The following is an 18015-nucleotide window of genomic DNA, read 5'->3' on the forward strand; positions in this document are numbered from 1 at the left end:
GTGTGCTCTTCCGATCTAGGACGTGTATTGTGGAGAGTGAACCCCCGACCGCCTGTTTTTACCTTCATTCTTTCACCACTTGAGGAAAAGTGGCGGATGCAGGACGTATGTTGTGGAGAGTGAACCTCCGAGCGTCGTCATATTCAACTTTTGTAAAAGATCGCAGGATAAACCTGCTCCTACATGGATATTAGACACAAAAAAACCGACTTTCGTCATATTCAACTTTTGTAAAAAATCGCAGGGTAAACCGGCTCCTACATGGATATTAGACACAAAAAAACCGACTTTCGTCGGCTTGTTTATCTCTTTATTTCACCACTTGAGGAAAAGTGGCGGATGCAGGACGTGTATTGTGGAGAGTGAACCTCCGACCGCCTGTTTTTACCTTCATTCTTTCACCACTTGAGGAAAAGTGGCGGACGCAGGACGTGTGTTGTGGAGAGTGAACCTCCGACCGTCGTCATATTCAACTTTTGTAAAAGATCGCAGGATAAACCTGCTCCTACATGGATATTAGACACAAAAAAACCGACTTTCGTCGGCTTGTTTATCTCTTTATTTCACCACTTGAGGAAAAGTGGCGGACGCAGGAGGATTCGAACCTCCGACCGCCTGGTTCGTAGCCAGGTACTCTATCCAGCTGAGCTATGCGTCCGTTACGAATGTATAGTTTTCCAACTTCTTTATATTTAACCACTTAAAGAAAAGTGGCGGACGCAGGAGGATTCGAACCTCCGACCGCCTGGTTCGTAGCCAGGTACTCTATCCAGCTGAGCTATGCGTCCGTTACTAATGTATAGTTTTCCAACTTCTTTATATTTAATCACCTAAAGAAAAGTGCCGGATGCAGGACGTATTTTTTGAAGGTGAACCTCCGACTTCCTGTTTCCTACCTTTATTATTTAACCACTCAAGGAGAAGTGGCGGACGCAGGAGGATTCGAACCTCCGACCGCCTGGTTCGTAGCCAGGTACTCTATCCAGCTGAGCTATGCGTCCGTTACGAATGTATAGTTTTCCAACTTCTTTAATATTTAACCACTTAAAGAAAAGTGCTGTACTCAGGACATGTTTTTTGAAGGTGAACCTCCAACTGCCTGTTTCCTACCTTTATTATTTAACCACTCAAGGAGAAGTGGCGGACGCAGGAGGATTCGAACCTCCGACCGCCTGGTTCGTAGCCAGGTACTCTATCCAGCTGAGCTATGCGTCCATACAAGACAACCATTAAAAATGGCGGAGAGGGAGGGATTCGAACCCTCGATAGGGCTACAAACCCTATACTCCCTTAGCAGGGGAGCGCCTTCGGCCACTCGGCCACCTCTCCGTCTTGTGGGGCGTATGATATAGGTTAGAAAAAATATGTCAAATACTTTTCTTGTAAAAAAGCACTGAATGGTGATAGATTGTGCAGTCTGCTTAGTTACTCGGCACTAACGCCAATTTTTACTCATTTTGTAGGGGGTTAGGATCGCTATAGGTATTTCTTAATGCACGTTGTTGACGCAAAACTTCGTCCAAAAATGCTTCTTGATAACCAAGCTGCTGAAACTCAGCGATGCAAGCCCGATAATATAAAATTCTCGCTTGCTCGTGCTCATCGACATTTTCAAACTCATTATTGCTCATCTTATTGGATTCCCTATTCGTTATTTTTAACGCAGTATTAGAACTTGAAAAAGACTAGTTAGGAAATTGGGATAATCTAGTTTCAAAAGAGAAACAACTTTTATGATGAATAGGAGTTGGCAATAACTACATAATAAAACTAAGTATTTAGAAATACTGTAAGATTTATCTTACGAAAATAACAGAAAAGCGCCATAAGGCGCTTTTCTAGATGTACTTTCAGATTACGTGAAAATACTTACTGTTCAGCTTGCACTTCAGGACGCATATGCGGGAACAAGATAACGTCTTTAATAGTCGGTGAGTCCGTGAACAACATCACAAGGCGATCGATACCAATCCCCTCACCCGCTGTTGGTGGTAAACCATGCTCTAGCGCACGGATATAATCCGCATCGTAGTGCATTGCTTCATCGTCACCTGCATCTTTTTCTTCCACTTGGCGAGCAAAGCGCGCAGCTTGATCTTCAGCATCATTAAGCTCAGAGAAACCATTTGCAAGCTCACGGCCACCCACGAAGAACTCGAAGCGGTCTGTGATAAATGGATTTTCATCGTTACGACGTGCAAGCGGTGACACTTCCCAAGGATATTCAGTAATGAACGTCGGTTGGATAAGTCTGTGTTCAGCGACTTCTTCGAAGATTTCACACAGGAACTTACCTGGACCCCATACACAGTTTTCAGGGATCTTAACGTGAACTTTCTTAGCGTATGCTTTTAGTGCTTCAAAGTGGTTTTCTGGATCTTTGAAGATTTCAGCTTGTGCTTCAGCATCTGGGCCATATTGTAAAATAGCATCAGCCATAGACAAACGCTGGAACGCACTACCAAAGTCATACTCAATCGTCTCTGTCACTTCGCCTTCAGCATTCTTCACAGTATTAACAACCGTAGTAGTGCCTAACACGTCTTGTGCCACGGTGCGTAACATGTCTTCAGTCAAGTTCATCAAATCATTGTAATCCGCGTATGCTTGATAGAACTCAATCATAGTGAACTCTGGATTATGACGCGTAGATAAACCTTCGTTACGGAAGTTACGGTTGATTTCGAACACACGATCAAAACCACCAACCACTAGACGCTTAAGGTATAACTCAGGCGCGATACGTAGATACATATCGATATCTAGTGCATTGTGATGCGTTACAAATGGGCGTGCAGAGGCACCGCCAGGAATAACCTGTAGCATCGGCGTTTCCACTTCCATAAAGTCACGCTCGGCTAAGAAACGGCGAATACCCTCAATCACTTTTGAACGAATACGGAATGTTTCGCGTGTGTCCATGTTAGTGATCAAATCAACATAACGCTGACGGTATTTTGCTTCTTGGTCAGTCAGGCCGTGGAACTTTTCAGGTAGTGGACGTAGCGACTTAGTCAGTAGTTCATACTCAACCATGTCGACGTATAAGTCACCTTTACCAGATTTATGAAGCGGACCTTTAACACCAACGATATCGCCGATATCTAATTGACCATACTTCTCTTTTAGGTCTTTTTGTACGTCTTTTGAAGCATAAGCCTGAATACGACCTTTCATGTCTTGCAACACTAAGAAAGGACCACGTTTCGCAAGCAAACGACCCGCAACAGAAACATGATGATCAAGTTCTACTAGCTCTTCCTTCGATTTATCACCAAACTTAGCTTGTAGATCTTGTGTGTAGTCTTCGCGGCGGAATGAGTTCGGGTGGCCATTCGCAGGGCAATTTTCCCGGATCGCATCTAGCTTGCCACGACGCTCAGCAATAAGTTTATTTTCGTCTTGATTGTGATCTGTCATTGTTTAGCTCTTAGTTTAGCTTGTGGATTAAAGGCCTGATTTCAGGCTTGCTTCGATAAATTTGTCTAAATCGCCGTCTAGTACGGCTTGGGTATTGCGATTTTCAATACCTGTACGCAAATCTTTAATACGTGAATCATCTAGCACGTATGAACGGATTTGGCTGCCCCAGCCGATGTCAGATTTTGCATCTTCTTGAGCTTGCTTTTCAGCGTTTTGCTTTTGCAGTTCAAGTTCAAACAATTTCGCCTTTAACTGCTTCATCGCTTGATCTTTGTTCTTGTGCTGCGAACGGTCATTCTGACACTGCACTACCGTATTGGTTGGTAAGTGTGTAATACGTACCGCAGATTCTGTACGGTTAACGTGCTGACCACCCGCGCCCGATGCACGATATACATCGATACGAAGATCTGCAGGATTAATATCGATTTCGATATTGTCGTCAATTTCTGGGTAAACGAATACAGAAGCAAACGAAGTATGACGACGGCCGCCTGAATCAAAAGGACTCTTACGTACTAAGCGGTGTACGCCCGTTTCTGTACGAAGCCAACCGTAAGCATATTCGCCCGTGACTTTAACTGTCGCGCCCTTAATACCAGCAACATCGCCATCGGTCGCTTCAACGATTTCGGCTTTAAAACCTTTCGCCTCAGCCCAGCGCAAATACATACGCAGCAACATGTTACACCAGTCTTGAGCTTCAGTACCGCCAGAGCCTGACTGTAAGTCGATGTACGCATCGTTGGCATCTTGCTCGCCTGAGAACATACGACGAAACTCTAGTTTTTCCAGCTGCTCAACAAGGCCGTTGACCTCTTGCTCTGCTTCAGTGAAGGTTTCTTCATCTTCGGCTTCTACGGCGAGCTCAACTAAACCCTCTGCATCATCGGCACCAGACACGAGATTGTCGATGGTTTCAACAATCACTTCTAAATTCGATTTTTCTTTGCCCAGTGCTTGGGCTCTTTCCGGCTCATTCCATACAGCGGGATCTTCTAATTCGGCATTAACTTCTTCTAAACGCTCTTGCTTTAGAGCGTAGTCAAAGATACCCCCTAAGAAGCTCTGTACGTTCGCGAATTTCCTTGATTTGGTTAATCACAGGATTCACTTCAAACATTTACCTTTACTCCAGAACTAAATTTGTCGGTTTGTGAATTCACACAAACAGGTCTGACAACGGGTCAGACCATAGATTTAAGCGACCAATAGTATCAAATAATAACCGCGCTTAGCATCCCTTAAAGTGAGAATTTTGGGAGTTTTTTAACAAACTCAGTACGCACATCTCTATTAATTCGATTGCGCCTGAAGTTCACGCACAATGAGCTGCAAATTATATTTACCACGAAACTCATTAATATCTAATTGATAAGCAAATAAAGCATGGGTTGCCTGGAGATTTGGCCAAGCCCGAACGTCAACGTTAAATGCTATCGCATCAACCAATCGACCCGAACGATGCTTAAGCACAAGTTTTAGATGTTTGTCGCCAACAATACGTTGCTGCACCAACTCAAATACATCCTGAAATACCGGCTCACTAAATTGCTGCCCCCACGGACCTGCCTGCTGTAGTTCAAAAGCAAAATCCATGGTAAAGCAATCGCCCGGCAGTTCACCATCCGTCAACAGAATGCTTTGCTTTGCTTCTTCACTCAGCGTCGCACTGACGTTTTGTTCAAATACCTGTTTAAACCGCGCAAATTCAGACTCTAAAATGGTCAATCCTGCTGCCATCGCATGACCACCAAACTTTACAATTAATTCTGGGTGCTGGGTATTGATTGACTCTAAGAGGTCGCGCATGTGTAGACCTTCAATAGAACGACATGAGCCCTTTATCTCGCCGTTGTCGCCTTGTGCAAAAATAATACATGGGCGGTGATATTTTTCTTTTAAGCGTCCCGCCAGAATACCTATCACACCTTGATGCCAATCATCTTGATACAAACACAAGGCATCTGGTACTTCTTGGCTTTTAAGTACCAAACGCTCCAATACCGCTTGCGCCTCTTGCTGCATACTTTGCTCAATCTCGCGTCGTTCTATATTTAGACTATCGAGCTCGGATGCAATACGGCGAGCTTGGTTAATGTCTTTCGATAACAAGCAAGCAATACCTAAACTCATATCGTCAAGACGCCCCGCGGCATTGAGTCTTGGCGCTAACGCAAAGCCAAAATCACTGGCACTTAATCTAGCATTATTACGGTTAGAAACCTCGATAAGCGCTTGGATACCTGGTCGCGTTTGACCACTGCGGATCCGGGCGAGCCCTTGGTGTACCAAAGTGCGGTTATTCGCGTCCAACGCCACAACGTCAGCCACGGTTCCTAGGGCAACAATATCTAATAATGTCGCCAAATTTGGCATCGCGACATTTTGCTCCACAAAATAGTTTTGCGCCCGTAAGTAATGCCTCAGCGCTATCAGCAGATAAAAGGCAACCCCAACGCCCGCGATAGACTTAGACGGGAAATCGCAGTCAAGACGATTTGGATTAACAATCGCATCGGCAATCGGCAACTCATCACCTTGTAAATGGTGATCGGTAACAATCACCTTAATACCCGCTTGCTTCACGATTTCGACACCGCGAATACAGGAAATACCGTTATCAACGGTGATCACCAAATCAGGTTTTATGGCGACGATTTGCTCGGCCAATGCAGGGCTTAGACCGTACCCCAAGCTAAATCTATCAGGCACGAGGTAATCCACACGCTGAAAACCAAACTGAGGCAACCCCTCCATTAATACGGCGGTGCTCGTTGCGCCATCGGCGTCAAAGTCACCAACAATCAACACTTGTTGTTGCAAAGAAAGTGCTTCAGCCAGAATTTGGCTTGCAAGCTCGATGTCTTTAAATAATTTAAAATCGTGTAAGGTTGCGGCGCTATTATCCAGTTCAACGACCGATTTAACCCCTCTGGCAGCATAAAGCTGCTTGATCACGGGATGCAGTGAAGCCGGTAAATGGCTGTCATCAACCCAGTCTCTTGGTTTAATTTCTGTATGCATACTTTTTCACAAAACAAAAAAGGCCAAAATGGCCTTTTATATTCTTTATCTTGCTATCTTATCGAGTTCTCAACGCGAACTCCATCGCTAAGCGTGAGTCATTATGACTTAGGGCTATTTGCGTCTAGCATTTGTGCAATAGCTGCAGCAGGTTGATAACCTGGGATCATAGAACCATCTTCAAGAATGATCGCTGGCGTTCCTGAAATGCCAAAACTTTGCCCAAGTTGATAGTGCTCAGCTACTGGCGCGTGGCAGTTTTCAACTGGTTTCACTGCACCACCAGCTTTCGCTTCAGTAAGTGCAGCTGCTGCGTCTTTTGCACACCATACGTTTTTCAAATCTTCATAGCCTGAGCCACGCAAGCCACCACGTGGGAAAGCTAGGTATTTCACGGTAATACCTGCCGCTAAATAATCTTCTAATTCACGGTGCAGTTTGCGGCAGTAGCCACAAGTAATGTCTGTGAATACCGTGATTTGATGTTTTTCGTTTTCCGCTTTATAGACGATCATTGAGTCTTCGTATTCAGCGATACCTTTCTGGCGCACATCACTCAACGCGTCTTCGGTAATATTACGACGGTTATCAAGATCAATCATAGTGCCCTGAATCAGATATTTACCATCGGCACTTGAATACAGCACCCCTTTATCTGTGATCACTGTTTTTAAGCCAGCAAGCGGACTATCTTTGATTTGCTTAACCGTTATACCCAATCCGCTAAATTGCGTCGTAATTGGGTCTACTTGTGCTGTTGGTGCGACAGGACCCTCAACTTGCTCAGCGAAAGCGCCAAAGCTCAATGCCAGTGAAGCGGCAACTATTAGTTTTTTCATTATGTTCTCTCTAAACCTGTTATTTGAGGGGATCACACGCCCCTTTGTGTTACTCACTAAGACCGGAGTAACCATAAATAATTCCCAAGCAACAAAAATTAAGCTCTTGGGTGATGCTGCTGGTGCAATGTTTTTAAACGTTCACTGGCAACATGTGTATAAATTTGAGTCGTCGACAAGTCGCTATGGCCAAGCATCATTTGCACAACTCGCAAGTCAGCGCCATGATTCAATAAATGTGTTGCAAAAGCATGACGTAGCGTATGTGGCGATAACGGCGACTTAACGTCTGCCAAAATAGCATAGTGTTTTATGCGATGCCAAAAAGTTTGTCGCGTCATACCTATGCCTCGTTTAGATGGAAAGACAAAATCAGTAGCATGCTTAATCATTAAGCCCCGCCCTTTTTTGAGAAATTGTTCAATCCAATGCAATGCTTCTTCACCCATCGGCACCAAGCGTTCTTTGCCTCCCTTACCACGCACAAGCACAACAGCTTGTCTCATGTTGACTTGCTCCATTCTTAGCCCGACTAACTCCGTCACGCGCAACCCCGTGGCATACAAGAGTTCAAGCATTGCTTTATCTCTCAACCCCATAGGGTCGTCACAATCAGGAGCATTTAACAGGGCCTCAACTTCTTGCTCTGACAAGGTTTTTGGCAACGACAGTGTTGTTTTAGGTTGCGCAATAGTATCCAGTGGAGACTGCGCGATTTGTTTTTCTCGCAACCAATATAAATAAAATCTCTTTAATGCACTGATGGCTCGCGCGTTACTCTTTGCTTTTAAGCCCTTGTCTATTCTGTGTGCCAAATAAGCCTCGACGTCCTGACTTGTGATTGCCAGTAAAGAAGACACCGAGGTTTCTGCTTTTGTGAATAAGAGAAACTTTTCAAGGTCGCTGCGATAGGCTGCAATGGTATTTTCACTGAGCCCTTGCTCCAAAAATAGTGCATCTAAAAAGGCTTCTATATATTGCGGATCGGACAGTGTATGGGAAGTTGCTTGGTGTTCGCTCACAGAGTACCTGTATTAATTATTAACGTCATGATGTAGACTTGCCACCTATAATACCAGTCAAATTGAAAGTGATAAATACAATGCAAATTGGGTTATTTTACGGCTCGACAACATGTTACACAGAAATGGCCGCAGAAAAGATTCAAGAAATCATCGGCAAAGACACAATTACCTTATTTAATATTAAGGACGAGCCGCTAAAACAAGCTGAGCAGTTTGACTTCCTCATTTTTGGTATCTCAACATGGGACTTCGGCGAACTTCAGGAAGACTGGGAGTCTCACTGGGACGATATCGACAGCGTTGATCTGAGCAACAAAGTGATAGCGCTATTCGGTATGGGTGACCAACAAGGTTATGGTGAATGGTTTCAAGATGCACTAGGCATGCTACATGAAAAAATTGCCCCTCAAGGCGTCACCTTTTTAGGTTACTGGCCAAATTCAGATGACTATGAATTTGAAGCGTCAAAAGCACTTACCGAAGATAAAAGTCAGTTTGTTGGCCTGGCACTAGATGAAGACAGTCAATACGATAAAAGCGACGAGCGTATCGCAACTTGGATAGAGCAAATCATGACGGAATACGCCGAATTAGATGTTTAGCGCAGTAAGCGTTAGCACTAATTAATGTAACTCAAGGCCATGTTATTACTTATAAAACTGGCTCAATGCGGCCTCAATTTGAGATAGCTTGTACGGCTTATGGATCACATTATCAAAAACTTCATTTTGAGCTTGAGTTAAGAAAATATCAGCGGTTATCGCCAAAATCGGTAACCTTGAATTTTCTTGTTTGATTAAATGTGCCGCCTCTGTACCACTCATACCCGGAAGATTCACATCCATAAAAATGATGTCAAAGTGTTTTTCTTTTGCCACTTCAAAATAGGCTTCAGCAGATTCGAAAATATCATAACTACAATTCAGTTTGTCGAGTATCGCAGTGATCAGTAGCTGATTAAGCGGATTGTCTTCTATCACACCAATCTGATGATAGAAAATGGCGATATGCTCTGTTTTTGGTGGCGAAGCGACTTTGACTCCACTTTCGCTTTTGCACGGAATAATAAACACCACCTCAGTCCCCTCGCCCTCTTGGCTGGAAACGCTGATCCGCCCCCCCATAATATCAATAAGTGCTTTAGTCACACATAGGCTTAATCCAACCCCTAAGTTTCCTCTACCCTCAAATATGCTAAAGCGGTCAAATAGATTACTTTGCTCAAGCGCCGAAAGGCCTTTACCACTGTCTTTTACAATAAACTGTATTTCATTACCAATGACATATGCTCTGAGCACCACTTCTTGTCCAGCCTCGCTGCTCTGAATTGCAGTGTCGAGTAAAGTCTCTATGACGCGCGACACTTTATCCTTATCGAGCATCAAAGCCTCACCTTTATAGACGCCAGCAATAGAGTGCGTAATCGTAATATCGCGTTGTTTTGCCTCAGTAGCAAAGCGAGCAACTGACTGCTTTAGTAGATCGGATAATGAACAAAGAATGGGTTCAAACTGAACTTTTTCACCTTCAATAAGCTCAAGCTCTAATACGGAATCAATGACAGTAAGCAGCTTACTCCCCCCTGTTTCTATATTTTGTAGGTAGCTTGTCGTAGATTCAGAAAACCCTTCAGCTTCGGCTGAGTTGAGTACCACATCATTAAAGCCAATGATGGCATTAAGATGGGTATGTAATTCATGACTAATATCAGATAAGAAATTGTCTTTTGAATCATTGAGCAGTTTAAGTACGTTTACTTCTCTGCGCAGTTCAAGTTGCCGAACTACCTGACGACCCAAGGTGACGAGTGTTTTCCTTTGCAAATCGGTGAGTTTTTTGGGCTTATCACTGATAGTACAAATAGTGCCTACCTTATAGCCGCCAGAGCTAATCAGCGGCGCCCCGGAATAATGGCGGATTTTCGGGCCACCAGTAACCAGTGGATTGTCAAAAAAGCGCTCGTCTTCTAGGGCATCTTGCACCTCAAATACATCTTCTTGCAAAATAGCATGAGAACAAAAGGAGATATCTCGATGGGTTTCATCCACATCCAACCCTACTTTAGACTTAAACCATTGGCGATTTGTGTCTATCAAGCTAATAAGCGCGATAGGCGTTTCACAGATCTCTGACACCAGCTGCGTAATTTCATCAAGATTTGCTTCTGCAGCAGTATCCAATATCTTATATTCGCGCAGCGCTTTAAGACGATTTTCTTCGTTATTTGGGATCTCGGCTTTTTTCATGAACACCTACACAAGCGAATTCAACCAGCTAAGTACACGTAAATCAGACTGCACTTTTAACACGATGATTCTGACTCTTTATCAGCTAAAGTGTAGAAGATAAATCACGATACGAGCAAAAAATATCCATCACATTTTTAGGTAAAACTCATGACATAAAGAAACAAATTCATTCGTATATTGGTTATCTACATCGTATATCACCAACGATTGCTCATGACTTGGTTGTGCTATGTTTTGTTTACCTATCAATAGCAATCTGCGAGAGTAAGATTTACTTGGGGTAGTTTTAATCGCACAGCTTGAAACAAGAAACCAATTTCGCGCTTTGGCAAGCTGATAAAAGAGCAAACTCTCTTGATAGGGTAAAATTACCGCAAGTTGCCCAGCATCCGTCGTAAACTTTTCGAAGGCATCAAGCAACGTATCAAAACTTAGGCTGTCCGTATGTCTCGCTCTATTCCTCGCTTGATTTTCTCCTTTCAAGCTCGCGTTGAAGTAAGGTGGGTTTGATACCATGAGGTCAAAGCGCTGCTCGCTATCAAACTCTTGTATTGCACAGCGATGCAGCTCAATATCAGGCCACGGGCTATGCTTGATATTAAATTCTGCATCCTTCAACGCATCGTCATCAATCTCAACCGCATGGACTGTGCTCATTGGGCTTCGCTGTTTACACATCAATGCGATAAGCCCTGTTCCCGTTCCAACATCAACAATCCGCTTGGCTTTAGCGAGCGGAACCCACGCGCCAAGCAAAATACCATCGGTCGAAACCTTCATTGCCGCATGATGCTGGGCCACCGAAAACTGTTTAAATGCAAACTGAGACATCCTATACCTTTGAGAAAATGCAATAGCAACGTATAATTCCGCTATTGTCCTTTATTTGTGATGCAATATGCAATTTACTGAATTTGATTTAGACAGCAAGCTGATTAGTGCGATTAAGAAAATGGGTTTCGATACTCCCACCAGCATTCAACAGATGGCTATTCCTGAAGCGCTAATTGGCCGAGATATCCTCGCCAGCGCACCAACCGGTACGGGTAAAACCGCTGCATTCTTGATCCCTGCGATTCAGTATTTGCTTGATTTCCCTCGCAAAGAGCCAGGCTTTGCCCGCGTACTTATCATGACGCCAACGCGTGAACTTGCCTATCAAATACACGAGCAATGTGAACTCCTTGCCGCAGGTGTTAACCTTAAAATAGGCGTGGTAACTGGCGGTATTAATTACGGCAGTCACAAAGAAATCTTCGAAAAGAACAATGATATCCTCATCGCAACCCCAGGTCGTTTGATGGAATATCTTGAAACCGAGAACTTTCACGCAGAAAACGTTGAGCTACTGATCTTAGATGAAGCGGATCGCATGCTAGACATGGGCTTTCGAAAAGAAATGCTACGTATTTGCTCTGAAGCGGTTAACCGTCGTCAGTGCTTTTTGTTCTCCGCGACCCTTGAGGGCGAAAGTGTTGAGAAGTTTGCTGAGCGTATATTACAAGACCCAGCACTACTTGAAGCCACGCCATCACGTAAAGAAAAAGGTAAAATCCATCAGTGGGTTCACCTTGCAGATAACTACGAGCACAAAGTCAATTTGCTCGCACAACTACTAGATGACGAAGAAGTAACCAAAGCGGTTATCTTCGTAAAAACGCGTGAACGCCTAGAGACACTCGTTGGCGAGCTATTTGCCAAAGGCATTAAAACCACTTGGCTGCGTGGTGAAATGCCACAAGACAAACGCATGGCTGCGATGGCAAGTTTTCACAGTGGTAAGACGAATATCTTAGTGGCAACAGATGTTGCAGCCCGTGGTATCGACGTTGCGGATATCAGCCACGTATTTAACTTTGACATGCCGCGCACCGCAGATATTTATGTACACCGCATCGGTCGTACAGGCCGCGCTGGTAAAAAAGGGACCGCGGTTTCTTTGGTTGAAGCCCACGATGTTGAGATTTTAGGTAAGGTTGAGCGTTACACCGACCAAAAACTTAAGCGCCGTGTAATTAAAGGCCTTGAACCTAAACATAAAGAAGCAAAAGCACCGAAGAAGAAAAAAGATCCGGTGAAAATCAAAGCGAAAAAGAAAGCCGCCAAGGTTAAAAAGAAGAAGTAACCCAAAAAACCAGCGTCAGTACGCTGGTTTTTTTATGCTAATTTGAGCAAGTGCTAATATGAGTAAACCTTAGCTTACTTTGTTAGATTTGGCTGATAAAACTTAGTAAATCTAACGGTCGTATATGCGCCAATAGCAGGCTGTGGTAACGCCGCATTTAAGTATTTACTTCACTTCCTCAGCTTTGATGTTAATAGTGATGGGTGTGACTTATTTTTCATGCTTGTTAGCTATACATTTAACCTAATGTAAAGTCTAATTGTACCTTAAGATCTTTTTGAATAACGGCAACGCCATTCTCTACTTTAGGGGCATATTTCCAATTGGAGAGAGCTTTGATTGCAGCTTTATCAAAGACTTGTTCAGGTACAGACTTTAGTACCTGAATGTTAATAGGCTTTCCACTTTCACTGATATCAAAACTCATTTGAACATAGCCTTCGATTCTATTGCGAGCAGCATAAGCTGGATATGTTGGATTTGCTGTTTCTTGTAGGGTAGCATTAGCTCTATCAGGTAATGGTTTTGAAGCACACCCCATTAGTAAAGTAATTGCTAATGACACCAAAATTGAATATTTCATAAAACCCCTTTTGTATAGCGCCCAAAGCAGCGGCGCGCGTTAGCGTGTCCAGCCACGTAGTGGCGATGCTGCCTTTGCTTGTTATGTTTTTTTACCTAATAATTCTGACTGTTTTCGGGTTAATTCATCGAATACTGGCTTTACTGAATCCATTAAACCCTTCGTTGGCCAATTATTCACAGATACATGTTCCGAAAAGTCCTGATTTTCCCATTGAGCTATAACTGCTCGATATGAACTAACATGGGATAGCGCCAGCGTGAATGCTTCAGGAATTTCATCTCCTTCAATGAGATGTATATTTTCGATTATTATTGATTCAACTCTCTCATTAAGAGGGTGGAATACATTTACAATCCATGTCCTCCACTTTAGCAATTCAGCTTCTGAAAGTTGGTCTTCACCTTTTCCAAAATACCCTGGCATTCCATGACTAGGCCAATGTTTTTTAGTAAAAGAAACCCAAGTTTCATGGCTTGCCGTTAATGTTGCCATTAGTGGCCCATATAGATTTTCTAATTGTTCGTTAATTCGAGCGAGTTGCGCTGACCTTTTCTCAAAATGCAGTTTGCTAAAATGTGCTACAAGCCAACCCGTAACGGCGATGAGCGCACCCGCTATAACTTTTTCCATGGTGATTTAGGCTCCTTCTCTGAAAACATAACATTTTAGTATTTATGCGACATGCAGTTTGTGTTGCATAATCGCTTGTTGGACTGAGCAGCTAGGTGTGTCAGAATTGGTGTTGTTTATGCTATGGCTTACTTAGAAAAAATAGGCTTTTTGGAGGCTTTCACTTTCCTAGCTAGTGTAATCAGTTTAGCTAGTGTTATGTAAGCTTTCCCTGCATTGCTCAGCGCTTATTATGTCTTCATTACACCTACATTTGCCTTAAGAAGCAATTATATTTTTTACGCGTACAGAGGCCGCTAGCTTGAGCAATTAAGCAGGTTAATTACTTGATTTTACAAAGCAGCCATAATCAAGCATCCCCTCCTTGGCTAATATCAAAGCGCATTCATGCGCTTCTCGTTCATTCCTTTTAAACGACGAAAAAGAACGAACCAAGAAAACGTCGCCCCAACATCACACTCAATCCTCAAGCCCTAAGCCGATATATAATACCAATTGCACTAAGTCTCCAATCAATTTGAAGGGTGAAATACCATATTAGCGTCGTTAAAAATTTCTCATTTAGAACAACTAAATAGCAAAATTTTTGCCTAGCTACTAAAGCTATTTCTCCGCTTCAAATTGCTCATTTACCTAATACAATTGGTAGCAACCGTCTTGTAAGGCACATCCCTATGCCAGACAAGACTTGGCCGACATCCTGTCGGCACATTGCATATCAGCTTATGTTTTTCGGGTGTGATGGAGGGGGGATTGGTTTTGACTGCGAGCTCTAGTTTTTCTCTCAAAGCAGCAAATTTGCCTGCAAGCACCAAACAAAACTATCAGCACCGTTTTCCTCCCTCATCACACCCGAAAGTGAATTGCCAATGAGTCATTTCAACGCATGGATGCGTGAAAAGCGGTGACAGGGCCAAGGATAGCCCTTACACCGCGGTGACGTTCATATTGGCAATTTACTTGAGGAGTCAGTGTGATGTCGGGAGTGCCCTTTCTTTTGCATACTTGTTCTTTGGCCATCAAAGAAAAGTAAGTCGTAGCCCATGGATGGGCGTCGAAACCAGTCAGGAGGACGGGCTGACTTAACTCATCGTCTCGAGTCTTTTGGAAAAATCACCTTCCATAGTACGTATCAAAGCGCATCCATGCGCTTCTCGTTCATTCTTTTTAAACGACGAAAAAGAACGAGCCAAGAAAACGTCGCCCCAGCATCACACTCAATCCTCAAACCCTAAGCCGATATAGTGCAACCGCCTTGTAAGGCACGTCCCTGTACCAGACAAGACTTGGCCGACATCCTGTCAGCGCATTGCATATCAGCTCATACTTTTCGGGTGTGATGGAGGGGGAATACGTTGCTTGTGAGATCTTCTACAATTTTTATGATTAAGCTGCTTGCAAGCATTGCAAAGACTATCAGCGCAGCCTCCTACCCCACAGTCTAAATAGTTTTGTGGGAGGCGGTTCACCCGCCGAGAAGTTATGCTCTTCTGGTGTGGTTAAGGGGATTAGTTTTGACTGCGAGTTCTAGTTTTTCTCTCAAAGCAGCAAATTTGCCTGCAAGCACCAAACAAAACTATCAGCACAGTATATCTCCCTCATCACACCACTACAACGAATCAAATACCGGCTCTATCGCAACTAGACTGAAGTTATCCAAATCCAAGCGATGCTGTATTCCTAACGGCAAAATCCACTGCGGATCGGTATGGCCAAAGTCAAGCCGAGTTATTACGGGTAAACTGTCACAGCCAAACTCATCACGTACAACCGATAAAATCACCTCATCAAGCGCAGCCATCTCGCGCTCGCTGTAATCCCGCGCACGGCCAATCATTAAGCCGGATAGTTTTTCAAACACCCCCATCACCCCATAGTTACGTAACCAAAAGCGAATATAGTCTTGACTGGGTTTGTCCTCAGAGGTTTCTAAAAATAGCAATTTGTCTTGCCAAAATGACGGCGATGGCCAGTATTTTGTGCCTTTTAGCATCTCCATCACTTCAAAACAGCCGCCAAATAACCGCCCTTCCACTTGCCCTGTACCTTGCAGTACTTTTGGACCATTTGTCGCAATTGCGGGATGCAGCTTACCGACGTTTTCTGGTATTGCCCACTCCGGATAGCCATGAGAATAAGCTTTGAATATTGGATAATGGACTTCACCTAGCAGCGCCTGCACTAAATAGGCTTGATATTCAGCACTAGCATTGTGGTACTGGGAGAAACCGGCCATGACTGATGGGCCGTTAAAAGTGACTAATCCCCATTGGTTCAGCAGTGTGGTCAGCGTGGAAAAATCAGAATAGCCCATCATAAACTTAGGGTTATTCAAGATAACGGATTTATCTAAATAAGGTAGGATCCGCGCGGAATCTGAACCACCAATAGAAGAAATTATCCCGGCTATATTCGGATCGGCAAAGGCATCATTAATATCTTTTGCACGTAATTGCGGCTGTGAAAAGAGTACGTCTGCAGCCGTTCGAGCCGACGGCATTTCGACAATATTAAAACCAAGCGAACGCAAGTTTGCCAGCCCTTGATCAAAGATGTGGGGAAATATACCTGGGCCACCCCAGCTAGGTGATACAATCGCAAGGGTATCACCTCGGTTTAGTTTTTTAGGCTTGCGCAATTGCACCGTTTATCCTGCCTTAATGGAATATTCATTAGCGACTAGATATATCCAATTAAGACTACAAAATCAAATACTCACTCAAGCTTTCATCTCGAAACGGAACTAAATAAACAGATGTGGCCTTGCCTTTCATTAGCAAGAGATAAGCATGACAATAATGATTAAAAATAAGTAACCCTGCTACACTTGGATTTGCTATACCAATTGCAGCAGCCTTGTATTTCGTTTCTTAATTTTTTTAGTTAGGATAAGCAACAAGGCTACATGTTAAGCCTTGTTGCAACTTATCACTTAATAAAGCGAGGTAAGATGGAAAAGACTGCATCTATAGAGGAAGTTAGAGCTAAAGTTAGAAGTGGTAAGATATTTTCAGGTGAGTCAAACGTAAACAGAGCTATTTCTAAATGGCATATACTCTCACCACTTTTTATAGCTTTACCATACAGTCAAGATTTTAAACCGGTCATGCTTGTTGATGGCTTTAAGAAAAGCGCATTTAAATTTAACAAGAAAAAATCTCAGTTCATCATCATATACTCAATATTCTCCACATTAGTCTCATTACTTTTATTCACATATACAAAAAATGAAAAACTACTAAACCTTACCTTATCAGGACTAATAGTAACGCTATACTTAACAATTGACTACATCACAATTTCAAATAATCTGCAGAGCCTAACTGATAGAAATGTGTTTATCTCTAACCTATCACACAGGTATAAAAAACATGCTGAAAAATGGTTTTTTATATGCTTAGCCATAGGATTAATTCAAGTATTTGTAAACTACTTAGCAGGTGGGTTTGAAGAAGCAGCGTATCGATATGGTGGGATTTATAAGTTAATTATGGCAGGTGAGTGGTGGCGAATTATCACAGCATCATTCTTTCACTCTGGATTAACCCACTGGTTTAGTAATCTTGCTTTCGCATTGTTATCAGGTCCATTATTTATAGCATTAGTGAGAAGAACAGGGTTATTTGTTTTTATCTCAGGTTGTATCACTGGAGCTATATCTGCATATTTTTTGTATTTTTTTGGTCTCACCTCTGCTGACGCATATGGCGGAATTTCTGCAGGAATATATGCATTACTTGGTTACATCACCATTAACTCATATAAAAACAAAAATATAAAAACTGGAAACCTGCACATATCAATAGTTAACTTTTTATTTATGAGCACCGCTTTAAGCGCACTACTATCACATTCGATTAGCAATACTGCACATATATCAGGATTTATTACTGGGGTTTTACTAGCATTCTTGTGCAAACACCGAGACAAATATAAATAGTGGAATACTTCACTATTTATATTTATCACCTTGTAAAGTTCAGACTAACTTAAAAAACAACTCAGACTGTCAATTAGATATTCTAACGATACATATATATGTTAATTTAACAAGTTCGAGTTAACTTAGGTGACAGTTTGAGCTTAGCACATCATTTCAACAATATTAAAA

At 42.9% G+C, this 18015-nt stretch carries 14 protein-coding genes and 5 tRNA genes; 3 read left to right on the forward strand and 16 right to left on the reverse strand.

Features of this window, described 5'->3' with window-relative positions; all coding sequences use genetic code 11:
• Positions 1–581: 581 nt before the first annotated feature.
• The 11 genes from ABMY45_RS11160 to xerD all read right to left on the reverse strand — a co-directional run bounded on the left by ABMY45_RS11160 (position 582) and on the right by xerD (position 8311).
• Positions 582–658, reverse strand: a tRNA-Arg gene (locus ABMY45_RS11160).
• Positions 659–711: 53 nt separating this feature from the next.
• Positions 712–788, reverse strand: a tRNA-Arg gene (locus ABMY45_RS11165).
• A gap of 136 nt (positions 789–924) precedes the next feature.
• Positions 925–1001: transfer RNA gene (locus ABMY45_RS11170), tRNA-Arg, on the reverse strand.
• Between the two features lie 137 nt (positions 1002–1138).
• A tRNA-Arg gene (locus ABMY45_RS11175) sits at positions 1139–1215 on the reverse strand.
• Positions 1216–1236: 21 nt separating this feature from the next.
• Positions 1237–1329, reverse strand: a tRNA-Ser gene (locus ABMY45_RS11180).
• Positions 1330–1448: 119 nt separating this feature from the next.
• Positions 1449–1631 (reverse strand): hypothetical protein, encoded by a 183-nt coding sequence (locus ABMY45_RS11185; RefSeq protein WP_010375970.1) that lies wholly within the window; start codon positions 1629–1631, stop codon positions 1449–1451.
• A gap of 238 nt (positions 1632–1869) precedes the next feature.
• Complete coding sequence (gene lysS, locus ABMY45_RS11190; RefSeq protein ID WP_010375973.1) at positions 1870–3420, reverse strand: lysine--tRNA ligase; 1551 nt, start codon at positions 3418–3420, stop codon at positions 1870–1872.
• A 27-nt stretch (positions 3421–3447) separates the two neighbouring features.
• Positions 3448–4546, reverse strand: a protein-coding gene (gene prfB / locus ABMY45_RS11195; RefSeq protein ID WP_099030198.1) for a peptide chain release factor 2 whose coding sequence is annotated in 2 segments (ribosomal slippage) — positions 3448–4470 and positions 4472–4546 — 1098 coding nt in all. Because the reading frame shifts where the segments join, the coding sequence is not laid out codon by codon here.
• Positions 4547–4719: 173 nt separating this feature from the next.
• Complete coding sequence (recJ, locus tag ABMY45_RS11200; protein ID WP_102057308.1) at positions 4720–6450, reverse strand: single-stranded-DNA-specific exonuclease RecJ; 1731 nt, start codon at positions 6448–6450, stop codon at positions 4720–4722.
• A 101-nt stretch (positions 6451–6551) separates the two neighbouring features.
• A complete protein-coding gene (dsbC, locus tag ABMY45_RS11205; RefSeq protein WP_010606194.1) occupies positions 6552–7289 on the reverse strand; it encodes a bifunctional protein-disulfide isomerase/oxidoreductase DsbC in 738 nt (245 codons plus the stop codon).
• Positions 7290–7387: 98 nt separating this feature from the next.
• Positions 7388–8311: a site-specific tyrosine recombinase XerD gene (xerD, locus tag ABMY45_RS11210; protein ID WP_211866733.1), complete on the reverse strand. Its 924-nt coding sequence runs from the start codon at positions 8309–8311 to the stop codon at positions 7388–7390.
• An 80-nt stretch (positions 8312–8391) separates the two neighbouring features.
• Here xerD and fldB point away from each other — a divergent pair, with 80 nt between their 5' ends.
• On the forward strand, positions 8392–8916 hold the full coding sequence (gene fldB, locus ABMY45_RS11215) for a flavodoxin FldB (protein WP_010375981.1): 525 nt from the start codon (positions 8392–8394) through the stop codon (positions 8914–8916).
• A 45-nt stretch (positions 8917–8961) separates the two neighbouring features.
• Here the strand turns inward: fldB and ABMY45_RS11220 are convergent, their stop codons facing one another.
• Both ABMY45_RS11220 and ABMY45_RS11225 read right to left on the reverse strand, forming a co-directional pair.
• The gene (locus ABMY45_RS11220) at positions 8962–10560 is read right to left on the reverse strand and encodes a response regulator (RefSeq protein ID WP_349288899.1); all 1599 of its coding nucleotides are present in this window, start codon (positions 10558–10560) and stop codon (positions 8962–8964) included.
• 129 nt (positions 10561–10689) lie between these two features.
• Positions 10690–11394 (reverse strand): methyltransferase, encoded by a 705-nt coding sequence (locus tag ABMY45_RS11225; protein ID WP_349288900.1) that lies wholly within the window; start codon positions 11392–11394, stop codon positions 10690–10692.
• Positions 11395–11461: 67 nt separating this feature from the next.
• On the opposite strand from ABMY45_RS11225, the gene srmB reads away from it, so the two are divergent.
• Entirely contained in the window at positions 11462–12688 is a 1227-nt protein-coding gene (gene srmB, locus ABMY45_RS11230; RefSeq protein ID WP_010606189.1) for an ATP-dependent RNA helicase SrmB, read from the forward strand.
• 238 nt (positions 12689–12926) lie between these two features.
• On the opposite strand, the gene ABMY45_RS11235 is transcribed toward srmB, so the two are convergent.
• From ABMY45_RS11235 to ABMY45_RS11245, 3 genes are all read right to left on the reverse strand, one after another.
• Positions 12927–13271, reverse strand: a complete 345-nt coding sequence (locus tag ABMY45_RS11235; RefSeq protein WP_211866737.1) for an energy transducer TonB — start codon at positions 13269–13271, stop codon at positions 12927–12929.
• Positions 13272–13352: 81 nt separating this feature from the next.
• Positions 13353–13904, reverse strand: a complete 552-nt coding sequence (locus ABMY45_RS11240; protein ID WP_010606187.1) for a hypothetical protein — start codon at positions 13902–13904, stop codon at positions 13353–13355.
• 1609 nt (positions 13905–15513) lie between these two features.
• A complete protein-coding gene (locus tag ABMY45_RS11245) occupies positions 15514–16548 on the reverse strand; it encodes a S66 peptidase family protein (RefSeq protein WP_349288901.1) in 1035 nt (344 codons plus the stop codon).
• Between the two features lie 306 nt (positions 16549–16854).
• Between ABMY45_RS11245 and ABMY45_RS11250 the strand changes: the two genes are divergently transcribed.
• Positions 16855–17844 (forward strand): rhomboid family intramembrane serine protease, encoded by a 990-nt coding sequence (locus ABMY45_RS11250; RefSeq protein WP_349288902.1) that lies wholly within the window; start codon positions 16855–16857, stop codon positions 17842–17844.
• Positions 17845–18015: the final 171 nt, after the last annotated feature.

This window comes from Pseudoalteromonas sp. XMcav11-Q (assembly GCF_040104525.1).
GTDB lineage: Bacteria > Pseudomonadota > Gammaproteobacteria > Enterobacterales > Alteromonadaceae > Pseudoalteromonas.

Coding starts and splice junctions, on each gene's coding strand:
- ABMY45_RS11235 (WP_211866737.1), bottom strand. CDS start 13,271: ATGAAATATTCAATTTTGGTGTCATTAGCAATTACTTTACTAATGGGG.
- dsbC (WP_010606194.1), bottom strand. CDS start 7,289: ATGAAAAAACTAATAGTTGCCGCTTCACTGGCATTGAGCTTTGGCGCT.
- lysS (WP_010375973.1), bottom strand. CDS start 3,420: ATGACAGATCACAATCAAGACGAAAATAAACTTATTGCTGAGCGTCGT.
- recJ (WP_102057308.1), bottom strand. CDS start 6,450: ATGCATACAGAAATTAAACCAAGAGACTGGGTTGATGACAGCCATTTA.
- fldB (WP_010375981.1), top strand. CDS start 8,392: ATGCAAATTGGGTTATTTTACGGCTCGACAACATGTTACACAGAAATG.
- ABMY45_RS11185 (WP_010375970.1), bottom strand. CDS start 1,631: ATGAGCAATAATGAGTTTGAAAATGTCGATGAGCACGAGCAAGCGAGA.
- ABMY45_RS11240 (WP_010606187.1), bottom strand. CDS start 13,904: ATGGAAAAAGTTATAGCGGGTGCGCTCATCGCCGTTACGGGTTGGCTT.
- ABMY45_RS11220 (WP_349288899.1), bottom strand. CDS start 10,560: ATGAAAAAAGCCGAGATCCCAAATAACGAAGAAAATCGTCTTAAAGCG.
- srmB (WP_010606189.1), top strand. CDS start 11,462: ATGCAATTTACTGAATTTGATTTAGACAGCAAGCTGATTAGTGCGATT.
- ABMY45_RS11250 (WP_349288902.1), top strand. CDS start 16,855: ATGGAAAAGACTGCATCTATAGAGGAAGTTAGAGCTAAAGTTAGAAGT.
- ABMY45_RS11225 (WP_349288900.1), bottom strand. CDS start 11,394: ATGTCTCAGTTTGCATTTAAACAGTTTTCGGTGGCCCAGCATCATGCG.